The organism is Shimia gijangensis, from assembly GCF_900142085.1.
Lineage (GTDB): Bacteria > Pseudomonadota > Alphaproteobacteria > Rhodobacterales > Rhodobacteraceae > Shimia > Shimia gijangensis.
Map to the genome: position 1 here is coordinate 38,656 of NZ_FQZQ01000022.1, position 26,242 is coordinate 64,897.

The following is a 26,242-nucleotide window of genomic DNA, read 5'->3' on the forward strand; positions in this document are numbered from 1 at the left end:
GGGCGCAGCACTCGCAAGGGATGTCTCCGTCGCGCCCGCCGGCCCATCTCAATCCATAAAAAGGGCGAACAATGGGAGTTCTAAAATGAAATTCAAAACCGCACTGCTTGCAACAGCGCTGACCAGCGTGGCGTTTGCAGCTTCGGCTAGCGAAGTCACCGTCATGTCCTGGGGTGGCTCATATACGAAATCGCAAGTCGAAGCCTATCACAAGCCATTCACAGCTGAGACCGGCATCAAGGTAAACTCGGTTGATTCCGACAACCCTGCGACCCCGATTAAGGCTCAAGTTGAAGCCGGCAATGTGTCTATCGACGTCGCTGACGTGGAGTTTTCGGACGCGATTCGCTTGTGTGACGAAGGCCTTCTGGAAGAAATCGACACCTCGATGCTGCCAGCTGCTCCGGATGGAACACCGGCTGCCGAAGACTTTATCGACGGTGCGCTACAAGATTGCGCCGTGGCCAACATCGTTTGGTCGACAGTCTTTGCTTACAACACAGCAAACGTCTCTATGGCGCCAGTGACTATTGGCGATTTCTTTGACACAGCAAAGATTCCAGGCAAACGCGGCCTGCGTAAATCGGCCAAAGCAACTCTTGAAATGGCTCTGATGGCTGACGGCGTGCCCGCTGCCGAAGTTTACGGCATCCTGGAAACCGATGCCGGCGTTGATCGGGCATTTGCCATGCTGGATACTATCAAGTCAGACATCGTCTGGTGGGAAGCTGGCGCGCAGCCTCCGCAGCTGTTGGCTGATGGCGAAGTTGTCATGTCGACTGCTTACAACGGTCGTATCTTTAACGCGGCTGTAGCCGAAGGTCAGCCTTTGGAAGTGGTTTGGGACGGTCAAATTCTCGACTTTGACCTTTTCGTAATTCCAAAAGGCGCGCCTAACAAAGAAGAAGCCCTGAAGTTCATTACGTTCTCGACAGACACCAAGCGTCTGGCGGATCAGGCATCGTGGATTTCTTATGGTCCGGCTCGTAAATCATCCGGTGCATTGGTTGGTAAGTACTCAGATGGCAAAACGGACATGGCTCCACATATGCCAACAGCATCTGCAAACTTGGGCAATGCTCTGGTTAACAACTTTGAGTTCTGGGTCGACAAAGACGCTGAATTGAACGAGCGCTTCAACGCATGGCTTGCTAACTAAGCGAGTAATCTCATTGTCGCCCCCATGCCGGGGGCGGCAGTTTTCTGGGCTCATTTGGGCCTGGCTCCGAATTCCAAGGTGACGTTTCATGACCGACTCCACCGCTAACGGCGAGATGCTCACAACAGCCGATGGCAGACCTCTCAAGGCTGCGTTGGCCAAGGCTGAGGCTCACGCCAAACGCCGGGCATTTTTGCTGGTGCTGCCGTTACTGGCCTTTATCCTGATTACCTTTGTCGCTCCAATTGGCCAGATGCTGTTCAAATCGGTGAACAACGAAGGGTTTACCGTACATGAGGATCTCGGCACAGGTGTGCGCACGCCTATCATGACGAACATTGCGGCCTGGTTTGATGAAAACCCTCTTGGGACCGATCCCGGTGAAGACGCATATGAAGCTCTGGCCAAAGACCTTGTTGTGTTACGAGAGTTGAAAGCACCGGGTCAGGCTGGCACTCGGATCAATTATGAACTTTCCGGCTCGCGGTCGATGTTCACCAAGGCCGCCCGCAAAGCCAAAAAGCTGAAACCACCTTATAAGGAAGCGATTCTGGATTTAGACGAAGACTGGGGAAGCCCGAAACTGTGGCAAGTGATGCGCGGTGCGTCTTCTTCTTTTACCAGCAATTTCTATCTGGCTGCCGCCGACCGTCAACGTGACGAGAACGCCAAGGTAGTGATGGTGAACGAAAACCGTCAGGTCTATGTGAAACTGTTCATGCGAACACTAAATCTGTCGCTGTTGATTACGTTCCTAACCTTTGTTTTGGCGTATCCAATCGCGCATTTGCTGGCGACATTGCCGCTGCGCCATTCGAACCTTTTGATGATCCTAGTTCTGTTACCCTTCTGGACGTCCCTGCTGGTGCGAACGACCAGCTGGATGGTGCTGTTACAATCCCAAGGGGTTGTGAACGATGCCCTTGTGGCCAGCGGCATCTTGGGCGACGAAAATCGATTACAGATGATGTACAACCGAACCGGAACGGTGATTGCGATGACGCATATTCTACTACCGTTCATGGTGTTGCCGCTGTATTCCGTGATGCGCCCGATCAACCCGTCCTATGTCCGCGCCGCCCGCAGTTTGGGCGCCACCAGCTGGACGGCCTTTCGTCGGATTTATTTCCCTCAGACGGTTCCGGGGATTGGTGCTGGTGCGTTGCTAGTGTTCATTCTTTCGGTTGGATACTACATTACGCCCGCCCTTGTAGGTGGCGCAGATGGGCAACTGATTTCAAACCTGATTGCCTTCCACATGCAAAAATCGCTGAACTGGTCGCTTGCGGCAGCTTTGGCAGCCTTGTTGCTTGGCGGCATTCTCATCCTCTACTGGCTCTACGACAGGCTGGTAGGCATCGACAACCTGAAGCTGGGGTAGGAATATGGCTCTTCCCAAATATGCGGACCCGCTCGAGCGCGCTTGGCACTACATCTATCTGGTGATTTGTGCGCTGATCTTCCTATTCCTGATTGCGCCGATACTCGTGGTGATGCCGCTCAGCTTTAACGCCGAGCCGTATTTCACCTTTACCGAGAAGATGCTCAAGCTGGACCCAGATGGTTATTCAACCCGTTGGTATGATCTGCTTTTGACCTTTGGCATGCAAGAACCTGATGCGGTGCGTGACAGTTCTTGGTGGGCGGATGCGTGGAACAACGCGCATTGGATCCAAGCAACCAAGAACTCGGTGATTATCGGCTTTTTCTCGACCATTCTTGCAACGACGCTGGGAACAATTGCGGCGCTGGGTCTGTCCCGGTCCGAAATGCCAGCACGGCGCGCGATTATGGCGATCCTGATCTCTCCGATGATTGTACCAATCATTATCACTGCAACTGGCCTGTTCTTTTTCTATTCTTGGATTGGCATTCAGAACTGGGGTATCCCTTATCTTGGAGTGGTACTGGCGCACGCGACATTGGGTATTCCCTTTGTCATCATCACCGTGACTGCGACGCTCGTTGGTTTTGACCACTCGCTGACCCGCGCGGCGGCGAACATGGGGGCCAACCCAACCCGGACGTTCTTTAAAGTGCAGATGCCGTTAATCTTGCCGGGTGTAATCTCGGGCGCTCTGTTTGCCTTTGTGACATCATTCGATGAAGTCGTGGTCGTGTTGTTTGTCGGCGGTTTGGACGAACAGACCATTCCGCGCCAGATGTGGAACGGTATCCGTGAACAGATCAGTCCGGCAATCTTGTCGGTGGCCACGATTCTCGTGATTATCTCGATTGCATTGCTGACAACGGTTGAACTGTTGCGAAGACGATCAGAAAAGCTTCGTGGTGTGACGCCACGCTAAAGATTCAATAGTCAGAATTTGAAAAAAGGGCGGATTATTCCGCCCTTTTTTGTGGCCGGTCAGTCTCGACCTTGAGTTCCAATGCTCGAAGCACTTCCGCCCGTGCGCTGTTTTCGCAACCGATTGAGCAAAGTTAGAGACGCATATCCGTCTTGCGTAATGCCATGGGCCTTTTGATAATCGCGCACAGCGTTGATCGTCAGAGGGCCAATTTTGCCATCAATCTTTTGGGTATCAAATCCCGCACGGGTCAGACGGCGCTGCAGCTCTTTGCGTTCTTTTTGGGTAAGTGCACGATCCCCGCGTGGCCATTTGCCTTGTATGGCCGGGCCACCTTTGATCCGATCACTTAGGTGTCCAACACCGATGACATAGGCGTCCGCAGTGTTATACCGCTCAATCGCGCTAAAGTTTTTGAAGATCATGAAGGCGGCGCCATTGCCGCCAGCAGGCAAAAGGATCGACCCATTCCCGTAACTGTTCGGAACGGATTCTCCATTCATATCTTTGACCCCAAGTACTGCCCAATCTGAGGGCGCCTTGATGATCTTGCGGTTTGCCATTTGATAGTTGAAACCCCTTGGTAGGCGTACTTCGACCCCCCAGGGTTTCCCCGTTTGCCAGCCGGATTTCGCAAGATACGCTGCAGTAGAGGCCAACGCATCCGTCGGATCGTTGGCCCAGATGTCTCGCTTACCATCACCGGTAAAATCCACAGCAAATGCGAGGTAAGACGTCGGGATAAACTGGGTGTGCCCCATGGCTCCAGCCCAACTGCCCTTCATCTTGTTGGGCGTCGTGTCACCGCTTTGCAGAATCTTCAGGGCAGCGATCAACTGCGCCTCAAAAAACTTGCCGCGCCGCCCGTCATAGGCAAGCGTCGCCAAAGCTTCGATCACAGGGGTGTCGCCACGGTATGTCCCATAGGCGCTTTCCAGGCCCCAGACGGCGACCACGACCTCTTTGTCCACACCATAACGCCGTTCAATGGCCTCAAGCTTTTTGCGCTGTTTACGCAAAGCGGCTTTGCCATTCTTGATGCGTGCATCCGAGGCAGCACTGTCCAGGTAATCCCAAATCGTCTTGGTGAACTCTGACTGGTTGCGGTCCTTTTGGATCACGCTTGTATTGTATTGGACGTTGCGAAAGGCGCGGTCGAACACTTTAGGCTGAATACCGGCACTAAGCGCGCGTTTGCGAAACCCTTCAATCCAACGCTGAAAGCCAAGATTTCCTGCAGCCGGAGTCGGGGCTGGGATAGTCTTCCCACCGTCTGTGGGCCGCAAATTCGGGCGCACCACGCCAGTAGATGTCGCGCTGGTCAATTGCACGGCACTGTCTGCCGAAGGGTGCGCGACCGGACGCAATGATTGGTCAGGGGCACTCGCCATGGCGCTTTGCCCCATTACACAGGCACACAGAAACACTGTTAAAAATCGCAACCGCATCGTTCGCCTCTTTTTCATTATTGGGCAGATGGTAACGCGATTGTTGCGAATGAGGAAGTAATCGAGGGTCGTATCGCGGGAAATCGCCTAATTGTTTCCCTCATTGCGCAACCTTTCGCGGAAAATACGCAGCATAGGCACGCGGCGTGGTCGAAAAGAAGCTTCCAAAACTTCGAGATTCTGCATCCGGTCCAAGCGAAACACTCGGAAATCCTGACGCAGGTGACAATAGGCCAAAAGACAGTGACTGGCCTGCATGAAAACAATTGAAAGCGGATCAGCGCTGCGCTGAGTTGCCGTGCCTGCATAATCGACGTAACCGAATCGAATAGTCCGTTCTTCCCAAGCCGCACGTCGCAGCGCTCGCGCATCAATTCCAGGCGTTGGCGGCCGTTCAAACCGCTGAGCTGACAGGACGGCATGTTCCAATCTGTGGGACTGTTTGGAAGGCAATCGCGCCCTCAGCTTGGCAAATGCGTTCTGTGCGGCATCTGCCAGTGCCGGGTCGCCGACCGCCATCACCTCGCGCAAACCCAGAACCAAAGCCTCAATCTCTTCTTCGTCAAAGCCCAATGGCGGCAAGGAGGCATCCTCAATCAGTGTAAAGCCAAACCCGGCGGCGCCATCGATCACCGCACCGAGACTACGCAATGAGTCAATGTCACGATAGATTGTGCGCATCGACACAGACAACTCATCCGCCAACTGCTCGGCGGTGGCGGGTGGCGAAAGGCTTCGCAAGGCTTGCATGAGCTGGAACAATCTGGCGGTGCGGGACATGATCTAATCATAATGCCACCTCCTGACAGAAACTGGCAATAGTCCCGTCTAGATTTGTACTCCTCAATAGCCGATTCAGGAGATTCTGATGCTTACCCTCATTACTTTTCCCGGTGGTTTTGGCCAGCCCAGCCACAGCCCGTTCTGTGTCAAAGTCATGGGGCTGTTGCGCCTGGCAGAGCGAGGCTGGAGGCCAAAATACGTCTCTAATCCGGCCAAAATGCCGCTTGGCAGGCTACCGGTTTTGAAGACCGGAGACCGTTTGATTCCGGACAGCTACATCATTCAGGCGTGGCTAGAAGGCCAAGGGGTTGACTTCTTTCCGGGCCTAGATGACAGGGCCCGAGCCCATGCACATGCCCTGATCCGAATGACCGAAGAAAACCTGCGGCTGGGGTTGGTGCATGAACGCTGGCTGAACGATTCTTGCTGGGACATCATGCGCGAGGCTTTTTTTGAGGATGTGCCCTCATTGCTGCGAAAGCCGATTTCGAATGCTGTTCGCAAAAAGGCGCGAACAGACTTGATCGCTCATGGCATTGCGCAGTTTACAGAACATGATCGCAGGGCGCGACTTCGGTATGATCTAGACGCGATCCAGAGCCAACTACAGGACAAAGAGTTCCTGTTCGGGCAGACGCCAACCGCAGCGGACGCGGCCATCGTGCCAGTTCTGGATGGTCTAAACTGTCTTCCGGTCGACACCGGCGTACGCCGGATAGTGCGTGATATGCCTGACCTTGTGGCCTATGTGCGACGTGGTCGGGGTGCGCTCTATCCGGAAGATGACGAAATGGCATTGGCCGCATGATCAGCGGCGGCGACGCGACACTTTGCGTTTCACCTTGTCGGACTTGCGCTTGGCCTTTGAGGCTTTGCGTCGGACTGGCCCGCTGCGTCCGCGCCTTTGGCCTGAGGGCAGTTTTTTGTCTTCTAGTTCCAACAACTCAAGTGAAATGCCACCTGTGACGGGTGCCGCTTCTTTCAGGCGTACCAGAACACGCTGGCCAAGGCCGATTCTGATACCAGTTTCCGACCCGGTTAGCGTATTGGTTTCAGCGTCGTGGCGGAAGTATTCACGCCCGAGCTCGCGCATCGGAATTAACCCGTCCGCGCCAGTCTCGTCCAGCTTTACAAAAACTCCAAATCGGGCAATTCCACTGATCCGGCCGGTAAACTCATTGCCAACGCGTTCCGACAGATACGATGCTAAATAGCGATCCGTGGTGTCGCGTTCCGCCAGCATTGAGCGGCGTTCGGTTTCCGAAATATGGCCTGCCGTCCCCTCCAGATTTTCGATACCTTCCGGTGAAAGCCCATCGTTCCCCCAGCCGTGCGCCGAAATCAGGGCGCGGTGCACAATCAGATCTGCATAGCGGCGGATCGGCGAGGTGAAATGCGCATAAGACCGCAAGGCCAAGCCAAAGTGGCCAAAGTTCGCCGGGCTGTAATAGGCCTGTGTCATACTTCGTAGGGTCGAGATGTTGATCAGCTCTGCGTCTTCGGTTCCGGCGGCAGCATTGAGCAGCGCATTCAGGTGTTGGGTCTTTAGAACCTGGCCTTTAGCCAGATTGAACCCGGCGCTCTGTGCGGTCTCGCGCAATGCATCAAGCTTTTCAGGATTAGGTTCTTCATGCACCCGAAACAGCAATGGCGATTTAGCAGCAACAAGCGTTTCAGCTGCTGCAACATTGGCGAGGATCATGAACTCCTCGATCAATTTATGAGCATCCAACCGGTCACGGAACATGATCGACGCAACTTTGCCTTCGGGCGTCAGTTCGACCTTGCGCTCGGGTAGATCCAGATCCAATGGCTGGCGCTCAGCGCGGGCTTTCTGCGTGGCTTCATAGGCGGCGTAAAGCGGGTTAATCACATCTTGCATTAACGGCGCGCATTTTTCGTTCGGCGTGCCATCGCGGGCTTCCTGCACTTCGACGTAGTTCAGAGATGCGACGGAGCGCATCATGCCACGTACAAAGTGATGTCCGATTTTGTGCCCATGGCTGTCCAGCTGCATCCGCACGGCCAGACAAGCGCGCGGCACTCCTTCGTGCAGCGAACACAAGTCACCTGACAAGCGGTCGGGCAACATCGGGACAACGCGATCTGGGAAATAACTGGAATTTCCGCGCTTACGGGCCTCGCGATCAAGTGCATTTCCGGGAGTCACATAATGCGCTACATCCGCAATCGCGACCCAAACAACGTGGCCACCAGCATTTTTGGGGTCATCATCAGCGTGGGCCCAACAGGCATCATCGTGGTCGCGCGCATCTGCAGGGTCAATGGTGACAAGCGGCATATTACGCAGGTCTTCGCGTTTGCCCAAAGGCGCGGGTTTGGCGGCGTCTGCTTGGGCGATGGTTTCATCAGGAAAGCTATCTGGAATGCCGTGCTGGTGGATGGCAATTAGCGACACGGCCTTGGGTGCACTAGGATCGCCTAAGCGGTCAACTACTTTAGCGCGCGGCAGGCCCATTCGGCCTTTGGGACCTGTTTGCTGAGCCTCGACCAGCTCGCCATCTTTGGCGCCATTCACGCCTTCGGACAGGACCTGCCATTCTTTCCCGTCGCCTTTGTCGATGGGCAGAATACGCCCGCCTTCGGTGGTTTTGCGAAACACGCCAAGAACACGGTGTGGATTGGTGCCGATGCGGCGGATCAGACGGGCCTCATATTGATGGGTGTCACCTGTGACCTCGGTCAGGCGTCCCAGAATCCGATCCCCTTCACCCAATGCGGGGTCAGATGCGCGCAGGATCATCAGAACCACTGGGGCGTCGCCTTTGCCTTGCCATTCCAAGGGGCGGGCGAACAGGTCACCGTCTGGGCCCGGGCCGGTGACTTGCAAAACGCTGACTGGCGGCAACCGATCGGGATCACGGTAGGTTTTCTTGCGTTTCTCCAGATGACCCTCGGCCTCAAGTTCTTTGAGGATACGTTTCAGATCAATCCGGGCAGCCCCTTTGATGCCAAAGGCTTTGCCGATGTCGCGTTTCGAGGTGAGGGTCGGGTTCTCGGAAATCCACTCAAGGACTTCCTCTTTGGTAGGTATACGCATTTGTGTGCCCTAACACGGAGTGCGGGCGGCGTCATCGGGAATGTTTGTTAAAAAGGGGCGCGACCCCTCACGCCAGCTTTATTGGACAATGGCAAGGCTCACTCTAGGGTATTTGATCCAATTGAAATTACAGATCGCGGGCCGTGTCCACGTCGGCGAGCACATCCGTGAACGCAATGCGAAGATCTGGCATGGTTCGCACTGTGTCGTTTAGCGCGTGTGGCGTAGACCAGCGCACGTTTTCAAACAGGGTGACTGGCGGCGCAAATGTGCGCTTGAGCCCCACCAGCCAAAACCCTCCGTCTGTCGCGGGCCCGAATACAGCGTCATGCGCGCCGAGTTTGCGAAAAGCACGCGTAATATGTGTGGTGCGAATTCCGGGAATGTCCGCGCCGATGATCAGAGCGGGTCCGGGTGGTAATTGAGTGAACACGCGGGCCATTCTCTGCCCCAAATTGCCCGAGCCTTGGGCAATACGTGGCAGGTTTTCGGGCCATATTCGGCTTGTTAGACCCTGCTTATCAGGCGTTATGGCCAAAAATGTCTCCCAGCGAGGGTCCGTGATACGGCGCAAAAGGGACGCGCTTTGATGTCGAAACCACCAAGCCGCAGCCGTCATGCCAATATCGCGACCAAGGCGGGTTTTCACTCGCCCGGCGTGGGGTTCTTTTATCATAACCACCAAACGAGGGCGCCGGAGGTATTCAGGTGAAATAGTCACGTAAAATCCGGCCGTAGATGGATTTCAACTGATGGATTTGCGCCACTGGTACGTTTTCATCTACCTGATGCATTGTCTTGCCCACCAGACCAAACTCGACCACTGGGCAATGGTGCTGCACAAACCGCGCATCAGATGTGCCGCCGCTGGTGGATAGCTCAGGCGTGCGACCGGTTTCGGCAGTGACCGCTGACGCTACCAAGTCTGACAGTGGTCCGGGTGGCGTGATAAAGCTTTCTCCGGAAATCTTTACTTCCATCGAAATCCTAATTTCCAGATCCGAGGCGACCTGATCCACCATTCCCTGCATCCAGCCCGTCAGTCCCGCGCCGGTATGTTCGTCGTTAAAGCGAATGTTAACCGTTGCACGGCATTCGGCCGGGATCACGTTGGTGGCAGGGTTGCCCGTGTCCATTGTCACTACGGCAAGTGTCGAGGCATCAAAATGCGCTGTGCCTTCGTCCAAAACATGGCTCGATAACTGGTCCATCAGACGTGCCATGGCTGGCAACGGGTTCTTGGCGCGATGGGGGTAAGCCGAATGACCCTGCACACCAGTGAAGGTGAAATAGGCTGTCATTGATCCACGCCGCCCGATCTTCATCATATCACCCATCTCGTTTGGGCAAGTGGGTTCACCTACAAGGCAAACCGACATCTTTTCACCTTTGCGATCCATGTAATCGAGAAGGGCCGTGGTGCCATCAATTGCATCACCTTCTTCGTCGCCTGTAATCGTCAGAATAATTGAGCCGCCCGGAGGGCTGTTTTGAACCATATCGACAGCCGCCGCCGCAAAGGCTGCTACGCCGGATTTCATATCAGTCGCCCCGCGCCCGTACATGATGCCCTCACGAACCTCGGCACCAAAGGGATCAGCCGTCCAAGCGCCAGCATCCCCGATAGGCACCACGTCGGTGTGACCATTGAAACCAAACGTCCTGACGTGGCCTTTCGGCCCCCAACGGGCAAACAGATTTCCGACATCACCGCGGTTCACACGGGTGCAATCAAACCCAGCTTCTGAAAGCAGATCCTGCAATGTGTCCAGCGCGCCTTCGTCTTTTGGGGTGACCGACGGGCATCGGATCAGGCGTGCGGTAAGGTCGGCGGCGTTGATTTCAGACATGGAACTCTCATTTTGGGCGGGTTTGGGACTTTGTCGCATAGAGAATTTGAGCGGAAAAGCCACAAATGTGTCATTGGGCCAATCAAAACGTGCAAAACCCTTAACAGGCGGGATGTTTTCATGTTTATTGACTGCAATAATATGACCGAGGCAGGTCAAACAGCAAAGTGGTCGAAAATGGCCAAATATCGGATTCTCACTGGTCGAGCAGTAAGGTTCCCTTGGATACGAAACGATCGGACATGGTCCGACGGTATGCTGTGCAGTCGGTCTCTGTATTAGAGAGTGAAGTAGATGTGTTGTTTTGACAAGGTACGGTGGCCAGAAGCCACGGAGAAACCAGAGGCGTCCGCATGACCTGGATCGCGATAGCCGATCAAAACACACGGCAATTCTCGGCTCAGGGGATTTCCGGCGCGAGCCGTGGTGTGCCTGATGTTGCTTTTGAATCAGGAACGCTGATGGCACGGGGCAGCTTGCTGTTGGAAACCCGGGTGTCAGCCCTTGAGAAACCGCAACTTGTCCTTGGGCTTGAGCGTGGGTTCGAGCACGGTATGAGGCTTGCATTGATGGCCCTGCCCGGCGGGGGCATATCTCTGGTGCATGCGCGCGGCTCTGAAATGTTGCACGGCGTACTGAACCATGACTCTTCAGCGTTGCGCACCGATATTCTGCGCATCACCTATAGTTGGGATACTGATCACAATTGGGCCCGCTTAGCGGTTGAGCGCCCGGATATCGCCCGCAGTTTTCAGGTTATTCTCCGAGGCACGGTGCCACTTTTGTTGTCTGACGTACGCGAACTAACTTTGAATCCCGCTGCCAGCCAGATGTCACCAGATGTTCTGTTTTTTGCCATTTCTGATAGAATTGAACCCGTCGGTCCAATGCCAGGCATGACATCGACAACCCCAGTTGCCACTCAGCATGGTCTTAAAGCGATTGGCGAACTCCAACGGGGAGAACTTGTTGAAACGCTGAATGGTGACGCGGTTCCGGTTCTGCAAGTATTGCGACGCACAGTGCCTGCGCGTGGCCTGTTTGAACCGGTGCGACTGCGTCAGCCTTACTTTGGCTTAGAGCGGGATATCGTGGTGGCCCCAGGTCAGCGATTGGTGATTGGTGGTTCCCGCGTAGAATACCTCTTCAACTCTGAGCATGTTCTGGTGCCCGCGAGACATCTTATCAACGGCAGTGCGGCACTCCGCGAGCGGAACCATCAGCTGGTGACTTATACGCAAGTGCTGTTACCTGATCACGAGGCGATCCACGCTGCTGGGACGTTCATGGAAAGCCTGAACATTGGGCGGATAAGGCGTAACACTGAGATTTTGCGCAGCAGCCTATTGGGCCAGTTCCCACGTCAGCACCTGCCAGAGCATTCAATTCCTGCACATCCAGTTTTGGGAAGTTTCGAAGCCCTGATCCTGGCGGAACAACGTGCTGCTTAGTTGATCCTGTTTTCGTCCGGCTCCAACGTTTCTTCACCGTTGTAGAATTCGCTCATCTGAGCAACCACCACCGAGTTTTCGTCCAGAGCACGTTGCATCAACGTCCGCTCGTCTTCGCCAATCTCGTGTCCTTGCGCTTCGCGTTCGTCGACCGTGCCATAGCCCGTCACATCCAACGGCGCCAAGTCTGCCTGTTTTAGAATGGCAACGGTTTCACGCACGGCTTCGGCTTCGTCCACGCCGCTGGCGTAGATCATCAATGCAGCACCCGTTGCACCTTTGGGCAGGCCGTCACCATCTTTGCGACCAACCTGAACCAACAATGTAAAAACCTGCTGTCGGGATTTCTTTTTCGTCTTTTCCATGCAGCGCCCTTAGCCTGCCTGATCAGTCAAGGTCAACTACGGCTTTCTATGCCGCCCTTGGTGGGGGAGCGTTGCAAGCAATATTCCATAAGAATTCCGTAAGAAATAACGTCGCGGATCGATGCCCGCATTTAGGTCGTCTGCGTCATCTGACCGTTAGGGTTGAGGGAGCGATATGGGGTACCAAGTCGCCGTGCTGAAAACCGGTCTGTCGGAAAAAATTGCCGTTTTCAGCATGAAACACTGCGCTGCAACGGTCTTGATAGCGAATGCTACTGTCGTGGCCACGAATCATACGACCCATTTGGTGTTGAAACCAGAGGCGAAGTTCTTCGGTTCATGCCTAGCGATGATGCCCCGGCGGATTACAGTTATGGCCCAAGTCACGAATTTCACTGTAATGATCTGAGATGCGGCACTTCATGAGGCCTGAGTGTCGCGACGTTTCATAAAATACTGACGTAAGTGCGCTCAAGTCACGTTGACCACAGGCGTCAGGCGGGCCATCCTTGGTCGTTTCTTACAAAGGTTTGGGGACCTTGTGGATGATTAGGCTCAAAACTCTCGCGCTTGTAGCGCTGTTCTGGTGTGGGTTCGTGCCACCTTCTTTTGCACAATCCGACGATAATTTAGTGATATCGACAGTCCATCGGCCGCCTTTCGCCTTTATTGAGCAAGGCAATCCAACCGGGTTCAGTATCGATCTTATGACTGCGATTGCCAAAGAGCTTGGCTATGTCGTGCAGTTTGACTTGCAGCCCACTTTCGGCGACATGCTTGAAGCAGTGCGCAGAGCCAATTCTGACGGTGCGATTGCCAACATCTCGATCACGGCCGCACGCGAAGGCGAAATGGACTTCAGTCAACCAATTTTCGAAAGCGGTTTGCAAATCCTTCTGCCGGCAGAGACAGGAACTGTACAGCGGTTCGGCTCTGTTCTGACACGGGAAATCCTATTTGTCGTTCTCGGCGCCTTAGCGCTTTTGTGGGGCGGCGGATTTGTAATGTGGATGCTCGAACGCCGCCACCAACCCTATTTTGATCGCCCCTTGCGCGAGGCGATGTTCCCGTCTTTTTGGTGGGCTTTGAATTTGGTTGTAAACGGTGGCTTTGAAGAACGTATGCCCATGTCGCGGTTTGGACGCTTGTTCGCTACAATGCTTGTTGTCTCAAGCTTGTTTGTAGTGTCGGTATTTGTCGCCACCATCACCGCAGCTGTCACTGTTGAGGCATTGCAGGAAAGCGTGGATTCAATCAACGATCTAGAAGGACGACGGGTTGCCACGGTTTCAAACTCGACCAGCGCGGACTTTCTGGCAAATCGAGACATTACTTTTACCGGCTATGACAACCCAGGTGCGATGTTTGATGCATTTGCGGCGGGTGAAATGGACGCTGTTGTCTTTGATGGCCCCATTTTGGCCTATTATGTTCAGGGTAAGGGCGGACGTCACGCGCGGCTGGTTGAGCGGGTGTATCGCCCAGAGAACTACGGCATCGCCCTGCCTACGGGCAGCCTGGTACGTGAAGAGATCAACCGCACTCTGCTTAGGTTGCGCGAAGATGGCACCTATGACGATCTGATCGATCGCTGGTTTGGCGCCACCTTCAAAAATAACTAGTCCTTAGTCACGCAGCAGATCGTTGATCGACGTTTTCGACCGGGTCTTGGCGTCGACACGTTTCACGATCACCGCGCAATACAGGTTCACGTTGTTCTTGGATGGCATTGTGCCTGCCACAACAACAGACCCGGAAGGCACTTCGCCGTAGGTGACGTTACCGGTTTCGCGGTCAACTATCTTGGTCGACTGGCCGATAAACACGCCCATGCCCAGAACCGAACCTTCGCGAATGATGCAGCCTTCGACCACTTCGGACCGGGCACCGATAAAGCAATTGTCTTCGATGATGGTTGGGCCCGCTTGCATGGGCTCCAAAACACCGCCGATACCGACGCCACCCGACAAGTGCACGTTCTTGCCGATCTGGGCACAAGAGCCGACCGTGACCCAAGTGTCGACCATGGTGCCCGTGTCAACATAAGCACCAAGATTAACGAATGATGGCATTAGAACCGCACCGGGTGCGATGTAGGCTGACTTTCGGACCACACAGTTGGGAACAGCGCGGAAGCCCGCCTCTTTCCATTCGTGATCGCCCCAACCTTTGAATTTGCTGTCGACCTTGTCCCACCAGCCGCTGCCCTGAGGGCCACCATCGTGAAACTCCATGTCTTTGATGCGGAATCCGAGCAGAACGGCCTTTTTGGCCCATTGGTTCACATGCCAGTCGCCGCTTTCTTGTTTTTCAGCCACGCGCAACTTGCCAGAATCCAGCGCGTTTAGCGTGTCTTCGATGGCTTCGCGGGTCTCGCCGCCTGTGTGTGGATTGATGGTATCGCGGGCTTCCCACGCGGCTTCGATGGCTTGTTCCAATTGGGCGTTCGACATATTTTCTGGCTCCGATTTCAGGATTCGAAGCTTTCTAGCGGGATCGGGACCCCGCGTCACCCACTCATTGCGACGTTTATTGAAACGGGTCCGGCGTAATATTGGCACCACAAACCAGAACGGCGACTTTTTCATCCGGTTCCGGGATGTAGGCTCCTGACATCAGTGCAGCCAGTGCTGTCGCGCCTGCGGGTTCGACCAATTGCCGGGTCTCACGCCACAATGCGTGTTGTGCTCGGGTAATGGCGTCGTCCGTCACCACAACCGACTCTGCGCCACTTGAGACAGTGAGGTCAAAACAGATTTGCCCGATCTTCTTGGCCCCCAGTGCATTGGCTGCAACGCCCGAGACGTTCACGTCGACGGGCTCTCCGATTTTCAGAGCCGCATGCAGAGCACAAGAGGTTTCCGGTTCAACGGCGACCACGCGCCTGCGTCCATCAAACCAAGCCATCGCTCCACCAATCAGGCCACCGCCACCGACCGCGATCAGAACCGTATCAGCATCAAGGCCCTGGTCTTCCCATTCCAAAGCACAAGTGCCCTGCCCAGCAACAGTGGCGGGCGCATCATAGGCATGTATCTGCATGGCCCTGGTTTCAGCTTCATATGCCAGCGCCTGATCTAGTGCGTCCGAAAAGGCGCCCGGAACCACCACCAGATCAGCACCGGCGTCACGGATCAGAGCAACTTTGGCCGGTCCCGCCATTTCGGGCACGTAAATACGTGCCTTGTGACTAAGGTGATGTGCGGCATAAGCCACAGCAGCTCCGTGATTGCCACCCGACGCCGCAACCAACCCGCTCTCAGGAACGTCACTGGACAATAGAGTATTGAAAGCCCCGCGCGCTTTAAACGTGCCAGTATGTTGCATCTGCTCGAGTTTCATCTGGATCGGATACCCCAACCCAAACCCATCCACCGTTACAACGGGCGTGCGCAATATATGCCCGTGGATACGCGCTGCTGCCGCTTGAATATCTGCTGCCCAATCCATTTTCACACCTCTGTCACTGGCTTTGCCGTCCGTGAACCTATAGCTGTGAGGGAATGACTTACAAGTAAGGACCTGTTTGATGAAAGATGACCGACTAAGCCCGCTGCCAAGCGCTCATAAAGACCGCAGCACTGCAGACCACGTGCCTGACACGCCCCAGACACGCGCCCCGGCTTATCGGCTTGCTTTTGCAGACGAAGATTTCTTGTGCCGGGATGAATTGCGTCCGGTCCGGCTGCAGTTAGAACTGCTGAAACCGCAGTTGGCTTTGGATGAGGAAAACATCGAAGGCACGATTGTTTTGTTTGGCGGTGCGCGCATTCCCGAACCTGCAAACAAAGCTTCGGCGCGGACGGAAACGCTGGCGGACCTGACAAAATACTATGACGAGGCTCGTGACTTTGCGCGCCTGATGACGGAACGCAGCGATGGTCGTAACGATGTGATTGTCACCGGTGGCGGGCCCGGTGTGATGGAGGCTGGCAATCGCGGTGCGATTGATGCAGGTGGTAAATCCATCGGACTCAATATTGTGCTACCGCACGAGCAGGCCCCAAATGAATATGTGACGCCGGAGTTGTGCTTTAACTTTCACTATTTCGCCATTCGCAAAATGCACTTTTTGATGCGCGCCAAGGCGATCTGTGTGTTCCCGGGTGGGTTTGGAACACTCGACGAGATGTTTGAAACGCTCACGCTGATTCAAACCGGTCGCATGGAATGCGTGCCCTTTCTGCTGTTTGGCAGGGCGTTCTGGGAAAAGATCATCAACTGGGAGGCGCTGGCCGATGCTGGCACCATTTCCGCAGAGGATCTGGATCTGTTCCGCTTTGTCGAGACCGCCGAAGAAGCGATAGACGTGATCGACAACTGGGGAGACTGTTCCCCCCGAGGCGAAATTCCCGGTCGTTAGTGAACTTGCGTTGGAAGTACGCCTAGCTCGATTCCTTGGGGCAGCTTGGTCACAATCTGTTCACCAAGAACGTCTTTGATCGCGTATCCATAGCCCGCCAGACGGAACTTCCATTCCCGGGTGCTGAGCGCATGCGCGCGTTCGCGTTCAATGATGTCCAAGACCGGTGCGTCGATGATCGCGCCGCCAATATCTGCATGTACCATGTTGTTTCCTCCTTGAAACGTAACTGTTCACGAGATGGAAACTGATTGTTGATCAGGGCCGATTTGTATCTGAATTAAGGAAAGTTGTGGGCAATCACTCATTTTCGGGGTGATTGTAGCCAAATTTAACCCAATCCGGCGTCTGCCTCAATCTGTTTTCGCGATTTTCGGGCGCGCTCAGTGGCAGATTTCAACTGCCCGCAGGCCGCCATAATGTCTTCGCCGCGTGGTTTGCGGACCGGCGAAGAATAGCCAGCTTTGTAAACAATCTCCGCAAAGGCATGGATTCGGTTATTCGAAGACCGTTCGTAGGGCGATCCGGGCCATTCGTTGAAAGGAATCAAGTTGATCTTAGCCGGAATGCCATGATCTTTGATTTGTTTGACCAGTCGGCGGGCGTCGTCATCTGTGTCATTCACGCCCTTAAGCATCACGTACTCAAACGTGATCCGTTCCGAGTTCGAGACTTTGGGGTAATTGGCCAGTGCATTCAGCAAGGTGTCAATGTTCCAGCGCTTGTTGATCGGCACAAGCACATCGCGCACATCATCTGTGGTCGCGTGAAAGGAAATCGCTAGCTGACAGCCGATTTCCTCAGCGGTGCGTGCAATCTCGGGCACGACACCAGACGTCGATAGGGTAATGCGGCGGCGCGACAGCTGAATGCCTTCGGGGTCCATGGCGATTTTCATCGCGTCACGCACATTCTCAAAGTTGTAAAGTGGCTCTCCCATGCCCATCAGAACAATGTTCGACAACAAACGCGGTGCATTTGTGTCGCGTGTGCCGGGCACAGGCCATTCATCCAGATCATCGCGGGCCACCATCACCTGACCAATGATTTCTGCCGCTGTTAGATTACGGACCAGTTTCTGGGTACCTGTGTGACAGAAGGAACACGTTAGCGTGCAGCCAACTTGCGAAGAGATGCACAAAGTTCCGCGATCTTCTTCGGGGATGTAAACCACTTCGACTTCATGGCCGCCGGCAATGCGCACCAGATACTTGCGGGTGCCATCTGTGCTCACTTGTTTGGTGACGACTTCGGGGATTTCGACAGAGAACTTTTCGTCCAGCTCGGCGCGATACGCCTTGGACAAGTTGGTCATTTCATGAAAATCACGCACGCCCCATTGATAAATCCACTGCCAGATCTGGTTTACCCGCATCTTGGCTTGCTTTTCAGGTGCCCCATGTTCGATCAGCGCGTCTCGCATCGCTGCGCGGGTCAGGCCCACGAGGTTCACTTTGCCGCCTTCGGGCAATTTACGAGGAATGGTTTTTACGTCCTGCGTGACGGGGGCGCTGGCGGTCATGGCTTTTGGGTCCGGGTAAGGAAATCAGGTGGGTGCAGTACACCATTTGGCCCCAAAAGCAAACGAAACAAGGCTCAGGCGGCAGATTTCACCTTAAGCGCCAGCGGAACTTCATAGCTTTTCAGACAGCGGCGCGCTGTGTCACCATAGCTGGCCAGCTCAATCAATTCTGGGAACAGTCGCAGCAATTCATCGCGGGCCTCATGTTCGAACTGATCCATAGTGACTTCACCGGGGTGAAAGCTTTCAGTCAACATACCGTCCGACATGATGATCTGATGGTTGTCGAACAGCAGGTGGAAATACTCGGGCTCAGGAACATAATTGACCTGTTGAATACCGCTCCATCCGACAAGATGCTTGGCTGGGATCAGGACCTCCTGCTCTGCAAAGACAACCTCGAATGAGGCATCCCGCATCCAGATACGGTGGTTCGGGGACACATAGAGGTCACGGGCCGGCATGTTACGTCCCATTGAACCACGTGGAATTCGGATAGGTGCATTTTGTTCAAAAAGTCCGCCGCGCGCGTTGGTGCATACTGAGCCGATCCAGCGGATCGGTGCAAAGCCACCGTCACGTACTACGACCATGTCACCTGGCCGCAAATCTTCCACGGCCACTTCACCGCGTTTGGTCGCTATCTTTGTGCCCGCCAGAAAACACGGGATAGTCCCTTCGTTCAGGGTTCCGGTCGTCCAGTTTCCGTTTTCGTCAAGTTGTACCGATGTGTTCTGGTTGTTTCCGGTTGATCCGATCTGGGTTGAGGTCAAGCCGTCAGCGGGTCCACCGGTGGCAGTGACTTCATTATCGAATGAGATAAAGTCAATGACGGTGCCATCCTGAACCAGAGCAATAGCGCCTTCCTTGAAAACCCCAACGCCACTGAGAGAGTAGACGTCTTTTCCAAGCATTGTGCCTTGGTAATCACCAATATCATTGATCGAGCGTACGGTGCCGCTGGGATTGTAAACAACGATCTGAATGCCAGAAACATCAGTGCCCTCGTCAATCGCGACTTCGATGAAGTCATTAGACGAATTGCTACGATATCTGATCTCCGTGAAATAGGGATCTGCCATTGCCTGTCTCCTTACCTCGCTCGCCCGACCGATTGCTCTGATCAGTTACCCCCATGGTGACGATGTGACGTTTGAGACCCTGGCAGGGGCCCCGTTCTACCTGCCTCGCAAGGCAGGTATTGTGCTTAGTTGCATCGCTTTTCAGCGCCTTCCACGGCTGCGGTGAAACCGGACAATGAAAATGTGTCTTCGGTTTTGGTGCCGCGTGCGGACTGAGCGGAAAGAGTGGCTTTGGACCCGCGCTTCATCGCGGTTACAATTTTGTCGTCATCCGCTGTTGATGCCGGCCACGCCCATTCGCCTTCTGTGAACAGGCTGAATGAATTTCCATCAATGCTCAGATTGACGGTCGACCCGCTGGCAAACGGATACCCGCCGGTAAACCCGACCTGACCCTTCACGCCGACTTCGGGGCGATAGAACACCATGAACAGGATATCGCTGCGGCGCACGGCCACGACGCGCCCTTCTTTGGTGTTCACGCTTTCTTTGGCGGTACTGACGGCCCAGCATTCTTTTGGTTTTTCTGCGACGCAGATGCTCCAGTCGGTCACCTGATTTGAACAGGGCGCGGACGCCTGTTCCTGCGCAGATGCACCTTGCGCCCACATAGCGAGTGTTGCGCCAAAAAACGCACCCAATACGTGACGACTCATTCCGAGTGATCCCATACTCAACAGCCTCCAAGCTGTGATTTGCCTCAATTTTTCCGGTCTCTAGGCTTTTCGCCCTTTTTACGAACCGAATATTTCCTTCTCGATAGAAACACCTTACCCTGATTTTGCCAGCCGGGAAAAGACCTGTTGGCATGATTTTGCCCAATAATATGAGGTCAGTGATGGCAAATCCGGTTCCGATGGTTGAAATCTGGCGGGGTCCCTTCCTTGAGAGTGTACATCATGGTCATGCGGTTGTGTGTGATGAGATGGGCCAAATCGTGGATGCCTGGGGCGATCCAGAGGCAGTTGTGTTACCGCGATCGTCATCCAAAATGCTGCAGGCGTTGCCTCTGATAGAAAGTGGTGCGGCGGCGAATGCAGGCCTGACGGACGAACAGTTGGCGCTTGCCTGTGCTTCACATCAAGGAGCGGAAATTCACTCTGTGCGGGTGAAAGCATGGCTCAAGGACCTTGGAAAAAGCGACGATGATTTTTGTTGCGGACCGCAAGAACCTCGCGACATAGAAGCTCGAGACGATTTGATCCGCGCCGACAAACCTGTTTGCCGGTATCACAACAATTGTTCGGGTAAACATTCGGGGTTTCTGACGCTCACAAAGTATTTTCGGGCCGGGCCGGATTATGTTGCGCTCGACCATCCGGTGCAAAAGGCAGTTAAAGCGGCGTTCGAAGAAGTCACGCAAGAAGACACACCGGGTTACGGCATTGACGGATGCTCGGCTCCCAATTTTGCTTCCACGATGCATGGTATGGCGCGTGCGATGGCGTTTTTTGCGTCCGCTTCGTTGGATGGTGACGCACGTCAAAGCGCTGCAGCACAGTTGCGCAACGCCATGGCAACCTATCCGGAACTGGTCGCAGGTGAGGGACGGGCTTGTACCGACCTCATGCGGGCGATGAACCACAAAGTGGCCGTCAAAACCGGAGCCGAAGGCTATTTCATTGCGATTATTCCGGAAAAGAAGATGGGGGTCGCATTAAAAATTGCAGATGGTACAACCCGTGGGGCTGAATGTGCGGTGACCTCGATTTTGATCCGGTTGGGTGTGCTTGATGCGGCCCATCCAGTTGCGCAGAAGTATGTAAATGCGCCGATTTGCAATTGGGATGGGTTGGTGACAGGCCAAATGAAACCAGCGAAAGGTCTTTGTTAACAAAGTGTTCCCGTGCCTGAAAGGCGCATCTGTGGTGCGCCCTGCAGGCTTTGGGCATGGCCAGGAGCGCTGCCCCCGGGACACCCGGAGTATTTTGGCAAAAATGAAGAGATGGCGGATTACATGTCCATCGCTTCGGCAACTTCCACAGATCCGCCGCTTGCAAAGATGGGACAGCCCTTGGCCATTGCACAGGCCGCATCAATGTCGGTGGCCTTTACAAGTGTATATCCTGATACAGGGTTGGAACCGCCTCCATCTTCGACGCCACCTGCGGTTACGGTTTTGGACATCCCAACCGGATTACCCCCATCAACAATTGCATCGCCTAGGTTTTGCATCCAGTTCATCCAGGCCGCCATCACCCGTTCGCCTTCTTCTGGTGTCTCGGGACGACCGCCTCCGTGGTAAACATAGATAAATTTCGCCATTTTCGTTTCCTCCCTGTTGTAATTTGCGTCACGCTAGTAGTGCGTCGAGTTTACGAAGCGACGAGGACCAGCCTGCTTGGTGATTGGTGCTGATCTCATCATCGCCCAAGTCACGATGATCAATGGTCAACCGCGAACCGATTTGGGTTTCCGAGACCGAAAAGGTCACGTGACTCTCTGCGCCACGGGCATCTGAGTCGTCGTGCCAGGCCCATGTGAAGCCCACGGACTTTGGCGGGTCGACGTGGGTGACTTGCCCAGACACCTTATAGCGCTGACCTTCGGCATTTTGCATGACCGAAAGCCACGGGCCGGTTTGTGTGAAGTCCAGCGTTTCCTCTGGGACATGCATCCCTTCATGACCCCACCATTTCAGAAGGTCTGCGCGGGTTGAAATGGCCTGAAACAGGCGTTCTGCGGATACGGAAAAGTCCCGTTCTAATGTGAGATCAGTCATGTGATTCCTCCGAAAGCATGGCATCTAGGCGATCCAGCCCGGCCTCCCAAAAGCGGCGATGGTCCATGGTCCAATTGGCAATTGCCTGCATCGCCTCGGGGCGCACAGCATATAAGCGTCGGTTTCCATCGGTACGCTGGGCAATAAGACCAGCCTCGCGTAGGATCTTGAGGTGTCTGGAAATGGCGGGGCCGCTGATGGTCGAGCGCGCCACCAGATCGCCGGCTGGTTGTTCGCCGTCCGCCATCAGGCGTTCGATAATGCCGAGCCGGGTGTCATCTGCCAAGGCGGCAAAAGTGTTTACGAGTGTGGTCATGCTGTCTATTTAACTAAATGGCTAAATTGAAGGCAATGATTCGACCGGTGGGATCACGTAGCTGTGATGTGGCAGCCGTCAGACGAAGTCAGCTTTGCCATAGCCTTGGATATATAGAAGCGCCGTAAGGTCGCCAAAATTGATCCGAATATCGCATTCTGCCGCAACAGACGGTTTGGCATGAAGCGCAACACCGGCTCCGGCCAATCCCAACATGCCCAGATCATTGGCACCGTCACCTACGGCCATCACATCGTCGTGGGATAATCCCAGTGTCTCTGTGATGCCTTTCAAGGCCTGCACTTTGGCCTCGCGCCCAAGGATCGGTCGTCCAACGTCGCCGGTCAGCTTTCCCTTCTCAACCAAAAGGGTGTTGGCACGGTTTTCGTCAAAACCTAACTCGGCGGCGACCATGGTGGTGAAGGCCGTAAAGCCACCAGACACCAATGCGGCATAGGCCCCATTGGACTTCATGGTCGACAACAACGCCATTCCGCCGGGCATTAAAGTGATGCGATTTGCCAGGACATGACCAATGACCCTTTCGTCCAATCCCTTGAGCAAGCCAACACGCTCAATCAAGGCACCTTCAAAATCCAACTCACCATTCATTGCGCGGGCAGTGATGTCCTTAACCCGCTCACCGACACCGGCTTCATCGGCCAACTCGTCAATGCATTCCTGCTGGATCATGGTTGAGTCCATGTCGGCCAGAAGCATCTTTTTTCGACGCCCTTCGGCAGGCTGGATCACTAGGTCAACACCCATCCCTTGCAGGTCTTTCCACACATCCCAACGATTGTCTGGAAGGGCAGCCAACGGGAATTCGGCAGCCTCATCTATCGCCAACCAATTGGCATCTCCGCCACCCCAGGCATTGCGCAAGGATTCGACCAAGGCCGGATCAAGGGAAGAGTTGGCAGGCGAAGTCAGGAGAGTGGCAACGAACATGGGAAAGTTTCCGATAGTGGTCATTTGGGGTCGTATTTGTGCGGTCAAGCGGCGCTATAGCTTCATTTAGCCTGTTGTGAAACCTCAAACACCCCTCTATGTCCGTCCGTGGGACACCTCATCCCCAACGAGAGGCTAAGTTCATGATTTCTTTTCCTTTTGTTTATAGTGGGTTACGGTTTCGTCTGTGTTGCCTTGTGCCAGATTTGTGTCAAAAAGGCCCTCGGTGATTGTCGGATCGTCCATCGCATGAGCGTAGTGTTTGAGGACAATTCCGGCGTCTTTCCAGCCGCCGAGCTTGGCCACTGTCTTTACGTCGATGCGGTTGCGCAGAAGTGTCGTTGCAAACCCATGTCGGCAGCAATGCGGTGTCAGATCCTCAATTCCTGCCCGGTCAACCACATGGTGCCAGACTTTGTAGACGCTGCCCCGAGAGGCATAGCCAAACACCAGTTCGTCTGGATTGCGGTTAGAAGGGATGTTGGCCAACGCCGACACGACAGGGGCGGGAAGGTGTGCCTCGCGTTCATGTCCGGTTTTGGTTTGGTTTACCCCAGCTTTGCGTTTGGTCAGGTCAATGTCGGCCCAAGTCAACGCGGCCGCCTCTCCAATCCGAGCACCTGTGCCGAACATGAAAAGACACATTGCAGCGAGGTGAGGTAGTTCGTCAGCCTCGGCCTGTGCGGCGAATGAGTTGACCCACTCGGCAGTCGCCGGAACCTTGATCTTGGTTTCCTCGTGGAATCGTTTCACCGAGATCTTCTGACACCAGCCCATTTCGGCAGCGTGATTGATTATTGCTTGTGTTGGAATGACCACCTGACGGTTGCGGGTTGCCCCCTTTACGTCTGGGTAAAGGTCGAAGGCTGACTGTCTGATGGCGCCTGCTTTGATATCGCGCAACTTGGTGTCTTTCCAAAAGTCCTCAATCTTCTCAAGGAAGCGGGTGGGCTTTTCAGCACTACGATATGCGATTGCTGCTTGGGCCATAGTTACGTGTGCCCCCGGCCCATCGAGATGACTTCGCCACGCTGCGGCTTCGATTTCCGACGCGATCCTTTGCGCGAGCTTTTTGTCCGTTGTGCCCGTAGAGCCTCGTAGTCGCCGCTTGGCAGCGGTGCCACGGTAGTGCCAGATATTGCCGCGGGGGTAGAGTTGGAGTGACATCGCATGGCCTCCTTGAAGGTTTCGACGTGGTCTGGAAACAGGACCACTTTACGGCCTAGCTTGGCAAAGGCGCCAACTTCACGAACAATTTCCCGCATCTTCGTTTCTGAAACACCAAAATGCTCTGCCAAGTCGGCAGGCGTGGTGTAGTCAGGAAGGAGGTCGGGAGTGGTCATTGTTAGGTGGCCTCTTGTGCAGGGTAGAGGTCAATTCCTATGTTTTTTGCACGCTCAAGAACTTCCGTTAGAGCCACTCCGACATTTACGATTGTGTAAGACTTTAGGGCTTTAGCTCTAGAAGGTTCAATTACATCATCATGCAAAAGGGAGGAAAGAGTGCCAAAAAATAGCTGACCACCACGATCACCTGTTCGAACAACTCCCATCCACTGAAACAAACCTTCCGACTGATACTTAGTTGCGCATATCGCTTCCGGGATACGATCTTGGAGAGCAATTTTTATCTCGTCGCGGGACATGCCCGTGTTGTCAGAAATGAGATCGCCAAGCACCAGAAAGATCGCATTGGCTGGGCTATACCCGCTTGAATCATCATTGGTGGAAACGGCGTCTACAAGTGGTAACTGATCGCGTATTTTCAGATTTTTGAATTGGTTCACGTTGTAGTTATTTGCGATTGTGAGCAATTCTTTTCGACTAACTTGCATTGTGCACCTATTGGGTTCTGTTGAACCTCAACATATGGGTTCAACAGAACCCCGTCAACCCTCAGGCTGTTTCGAGCGCCATTGCTCCTGCCTCCAGAGTGTCCAGAATACAAGAATAAGGCTCTGCCCAGACGCTATGAATCTCATCGCCAAATGCGTCACGAGTGTATCGAATTTGCGCAGCTAGATCCTGAGAGGTCCGGGCAGGGGTCGAGCAAAAGAACCGCTCAATGTCCCGTTGGCGCTTCCAGATCGGATTGCCGTCATCAAGGTCAACCTTTGCTAGATTGATCGTGTCAGTCAGGAGTCTCCATTCCTGATAAAGCTCAGCAAATACTCCACTGTTCGCGCAGGCGCGTTGGTCAGTCATAGTCTTTCTCCTTGAAGTTAGTTTGTGGTGTTAGCCGCTTCGCGTTCCATCTTTTCCCGCACAGCAAGAATGATCTCGTTACTCTGGCTGCGTAAGTTCCTTGCTGCTTGAAGGGCGATCCATTCCTTCACATCGCTTGGCAATTTGATCTTGAACTGGACGCTTTCTGACATGGAATCAGCCTCTTTTGATGGGGTACATATTTGGTACATTTATTGTACCTATTGCATCAAGGACATTTTTCGTCCTAATGGGTACATGCCTTCAGAAACTCGCGTCCAATACAAATTCATGATCCCAACAGAGCTGAAAGAACAGCTTGAGCAGGCTGCTGCCTTGAACAATAGGAGCTTGTCGGGAGAAATTACCGCTCGATTGGAGCAGACCTTCTCAGTTGGCAAGCGTTTGAGTGATTTAGAGCAGGATACGCAGTCGGTGGACAGCCTAATAGGTGACTTGTTCGATCGCCTTGGAGATTTGGAGGGCCGCGTTGGCGACTTGGAAAGTCGTGGCAGCCTTGAATTCGATGGAAACTAACCCGCGATCGAAGCCTCATTTCCGAGGATGGTGGTGGTGCCGGAGTGAGGTTGAGGAAATGAATTTAACCGTTACAGCCATTCGAGACGAAGTAGCTCGCTTGAAGGCAGCAGCGGAGCATC

29 protein-coding genes are annotated in these 26,242 nt (G+C 54.3%); 9 read left to right on the forward strand and 20 right to left on the reverse strand.

The features are described 5' to 3' along the window. The first annotated feature begins 85 nt into the window (after positions 1-85). The 3 genes from BUC32_RS16320 (at position 86) to BUC32_RS16330 (ending at position 3,465) form a co-directional block, all read left to right on the forward strand. On the forward strand, positions 86-1,159 hold the full coding sequence (locus BUC32_RS16320) for an ABC transporter substrate-binding protein (protein ID WP_073255338.1): 1,074 nt from the start codon (positions 86-88) through the stop codon (positions 1,157-1,159). Between the two features lie 88 nt (positions 1,160-1,247). Further along, entirely contained in the window at positions 1,248-2,540 is a 1,293-nt protein-coding gene (locus BUC32_RS16325) for an ABC transporter permease (RefSeq protein WP_073255341.1), read from the forward strand. A gap of 4 nt (positions 2,541-2,544) precedes the next feature. Further along, complete coding sequence (locus BUC32_RS16330; RefSeq protein ID WP_073255345.1) at positions 2,545-3,465, forward strand: ABC transporter permease; 921 nt, start codon at positions 2,545-2,547, stop codon at positions 3,463-3,465. Positions 3,466-3,524: 59 nt separating this feature from the next. Here the strand turns inward: BUC32_RS16330 and BUC32_RS16335 are convergent, their stop codons facing one another. Together BUC32_RS16335 and BUC32_RS16340 are read right to left on the reverse strand one after the other, a co-directional pair. Next, positions 3,525-4,856: a lytic murein transglycosylase gene (locus tag BUC32_RS16335; RefSeq protein WP_245815199.1), complete on the reverse strand. Its 1,332-nt coding sequence runs from the start codon at positions 4,854-4,856 to the stop codon at positions 3,525-3,527. Between the two features lie 144 nt (positions 4,857-5,000). After that, positions 5,001-5,693 (reverse strand): helix-turn-helix transcriptional regulator, encoded by a 693-nt coding sequence (locus tag BUC32_RS16340; RefSeq protein WP_073255351.1) that lies wholly within the window; start codon positions 5,691-5,693, stop codon positions 5,001-5,003. Between the two features lie 88 nt (positions 5,694-5,781). Here BUC32_RS16340 and BUC32_RS16345 point away from each other — a divergent pair, with 88 nt between their 5' ends. After that, positions 5,782-6,504 carry a glutathione S-transferase family protein gene (locus BUC32_RS16345; protein WP_073255353.1) on the forward strand — a complete coding sequence of 241 codons (723 nt, stop codon included), beginning with the start codon at positions 5,782-5,784 and terminating at the stop codon, positions 6,502-6,504. On the opposite strand, the gene rnr is transcribed toward BUC32_RS16345, so the two are convergent. The 3 genes from rnr to dapE form a co-directional block, all read right to left on the reverse strand. After that, a complete protein-coding gene (rnr, locus tag BUC32_RS16350) occupies positions 6,505-8,757 on the reverse strand; it encodes a ribonuclease R (RefSeq protein WP_073255356.1) in 2,253 nt (750 codons plus the stop codon). Positions 8,758-8,884: 127 nt separating this feature from the next. After that, entirely contained in the window at positions 8,885-9,433 is a 549-nt protein-coding gene (locus BUC32_RS16355; RefSeq protein WP_073255359.1) for a TIGR04282 family arsenosugar biosynthesis glycosyltransferase, read from the reverse strand. Positions 9,434-9,461: 28 nt separating this feature from the next. Next, positions 9,462-10,607, reverse strand: a complete 1,146-nt coding sequence (dapE, locus tag BUC32_RS16360; RefSeq protein ID WP_073255417.1) for a succinyl-diaminopimelate desuccinylase — start codon at positions 10,605-10,607, stop codon at positions 9,462-9,464. 353 nt (positions 10,608-10,960) lie between these two features. On the opposite strand from dapE, the gene BUC32_RS16365 reads away from it, so the two are divergent. Then, entirely contained in the window at positions 10,961-12,058 is a 1,098-nt protein-coding gene (locus tag BUC32_RS16365) for a Hint domain-containing protein (RefSeq protein WP_073255420.1), read from the forward strand. Here the strand turns inward: BUC32_RS16365 and BUC32_RS16370 are convergent. Continuing rightward, positions 12,055-12,423, reverse strand: a complete 369-nt coding sequence (locus BUC32_RS16370) for a hypothetical protein (protein ID WP_073255362.1) — start codon at positions 12,421-12,423, stop codon at positions 12,055-12,057. The two genes, BUC32_RS16365 and BUC32_RS16370, sit on opposite strands and share 4 nt — an antisense overlap. A 632-nt stretch (positions 12,424-13,055) precedes the next feature. Here BUC32_RS16370 and BUC32_RS16380 point away from each other — a divergent pair. Then, positions 13,056-14,045, forward strand: a complete 990-nt coding sequence (locus tag BUC32_RS16380) for a transporter substrate-binding domain-containing protein (RefSeq protein WP_245815200.1) — start codon at positions 13,056-13,058, stop codon at positions 14,043-14,045. A gap of 3 nt (positions 14,046-14,048) precedes the next feature. Here the strand turns inward: BUC32_RS16380 and dapD are convergent, their stop codons facing one another. Together dapD and BUC32_RS16390 are read right to left on the reverse strand one after the other, a co-directional pair. After that, on the reverse strand, positions 14,049-14,876 hold the full coding sequence (gene dapD, locus BUC32_RS16385; RefSeq protein WP_073255368.1) for a 2,3,4,5-tetrahydropyridine-2,6-dicarboxylate N-succinyltransferase: 828 nt from the start codon (positions 14,874-14,876) through the stop codon (positions 14,049-14,051). A gap of 76 nt (positions 14,877-14,952) precedes the next feature. Next, complete coding sequence (locus tag BUC32_RS16390) at positions 14,953-15,873, reverse strand: threonine/serine dehydratase (protein ID WP_073255371.1); 921 nt, start codon at positions 15,871-15,873, stop codon at positions 14,953-14,955. 79 nt (positions 15,874-15,952) lie between these two features. Between BUC32_RS16390 and BUC32_RS16395 the strand changes: the two genes are divergently transcribed. After that, entirely contained in the window at positions 15,953-16,786 is an 834-nt protein-coding gene (locus BUC32_RS16395; protein ID WP_073255374.1) for an LOG family protein, read from the forward strand. Here BUC32_RS16395 and BUC32_RS16400 read toward each other — a convergent pair. The 4 genes from BUC32_RS16400 to BUC32_RS16415 all read right to left on the reverse strand — a co-directional run bounded on the left by BUC32_RS16400 (position 16,783) and on the right by BUC32_RS16415 (position 20,046). Continuing rightward, positions 16,783-16,992, reverse strand: coding sequence for a hypothetical protein (locus BUC32_RS16400; protein ID WP_073255376.1), 210 nt, complete (start codon positions 16,990-16,992; stop codon positions 16,783-16,785). The two genes, BUC32_RS16395 and BUC32_RS16400, sit on opposite strands and share 4 nt — an antisense overlap. A 125-nt stretch (positions 16,993-17,117) precedes the next feature. Continuing rightward, positions 17,118-18,308 (reverse strand): 23S rRNA (adenine(2503)-C(2))-methyltransferase RlmN, encoded by a 1,191-nt coding sequence (gene rlmN / locus BUC32_RS16405; RefSeq protein ID WP_073255379.1) that lies wholly within the window; start codon positions 18,306-18,308, stop codon positions 17,118-17,120. Between the two features lie 74 nt (positions 18,309-18,382). After that, positions 18,383-19,390 carry a Hint domain-containing protein gene (locus BUC32_RS16410; RefSeq protein ID WP_073255382.1) on the reverse strand — a complete coding sequence of 336 codons (1,008 nt, stop codon included), beginning with the start codon at positions 19,388-19,390 and terminating at the stop codon, positions 18,383-18,385. 125 nt (positions 19,391-19,515) lie between these two features. Beyond that, positions 19,516-20,046, reverse strand: coding sequence for an invasion associated locus B family protein (locus tag BUC32_RS16415; RefSeq protein ID WP_175556956.1), 531 nt, complete (start codon positions 20,044-20,046; stop codon positions 19,516-19,518). A gap of 182 nt (positions 20,047-20,228) precedes the next feature. On the opposite strand from BUC32_RS16415, the gene BUC32_RS16420 reads away from it, so the two are divergent. Next, positions 20,229-21,224: an asparaginase gene (locus BUC32_RS16420; RefSeq protein WP_175556957.1), complete on the forward strand. Its 996-nt coding sequence runs from the start codon at positions 20,229-20,231 to the stop codon at positions 21,222-21,224. A gap of 119 nt (positions 21,225-21,343) precedes the next feature. Here the strand turns inward: BUC32_RS16420 and BUC32_RS16425 are convergent, their stop codons facing one another. The 8 genes from BUC32_RS16425 to BUC32_RS20210 form a co-directional block, all read right to left on the reverse strand. Further along, on the reverse strand, positions 21,344-21,655 hold the full coding sequence (locus BUC32_RS16425; protein WP_073255388.1) for a YciI family protein: 312 nt from the start codon (positions 21,653-21,655) through the stop codon (positions 21,344-21,346). Between the two features lie 28 nt (positions 21,656-21,683). Then, a complete protein-coding gene (locus BUC32_RS16430; protein ID WP_073255391.1) occupies positions 21,684-22,112 on the reverse strand; it encodes an SRPBCC family protein in 429 nt (142 codons plus the stop codon). Further along, complete coding sequence (locus tag BUC32_RS16435; RefSeq protein ID WP_073255393.1) at positions 22,105-22,428, reverse strand: ArsR/SmtB family transcription factor; 324 nt, start codon at positions 22,426-22,428, stop codon at positions 22,105-22,107. Before BUC32_RS16435 ends, BUC32_RS16430 begins: the two co-directional genes overlap by 8 nt. 78 nt (positions 22,429-22,506) lie before the next feature. Then, positions 22,507-23,379, reverse strand: a complete 873-nt coding sequence (serB, locus tag BUC32_RS16440) for a phosphoserine phosphatase SerB (RefSeq protein ID WP_073255428.1) — start codon at positions 23,377-23,379, stop codon at positions 22,507-22,509. Between the two features lie 141 nt (positions 23,380-23,520). Further along, on the reverse strand, positions 23,521-24,546 hold the full coding sequence (locus tag BUC32_RS16445; protein ID WP_073255396.1) for a tyrosine-type recombinase/integrase: 1,026 nt from the start codon (positions 24,544-24,546) through the stop codon (positions 23,521-23,523). A gap of 178 nt (positions 24,547-24,724) precedes the next feature. Then, complete coding sequence (locus BUC32_RS16450; RefSeq protein ID WP_073255399.1) at positions 24,725-25,213, reverse strand: hypothetical protein; 489 nt, start codon at positions 25,211-25,213, stop codon at positions 24,725-24,727. A gap of 61 nt (positions 25,214-25,274) precedes the next feature. Next, complete coding sequence (locus BUC32_RS16455) at positions 25,275-25,583, reverse strand: hypothetical protein (RefSeq protein ID WP_073255403.1); 309 nt, start codon at positions 25,581-25,583, stop codon at positions 25,275-25,277. Between the two features lie 17 nt (positions 25,584-25,600). Next, entirely contained in the window at positions 25,601-25,756 is a 156-nt protein-coding gene (locus tag BUC32_RS20210; protein WP_083599374.1) for an Arc family DNA-binding protein, read from the reverse strand. Between BUC32_RS20210 and BUC32_RS16460 the strand changes: the two genes are divergently transcribed. Then, complete coding sequence (locus tag BUC32_RS16460; RefSeq protein ID WP_083599375.1) at positions 25,755-26,120, forward strand: Arc family DNA-binding protein; 366 nt, start codon at positions 25,755-25,757, stop codon at positions 26,118-26,120. The genes BUC32_RS20210 and BUC32_RS16460 overlap by 2 nt on opposite strands. Positions 26,121-26,242: the final 122 nt, after the last annotated feature.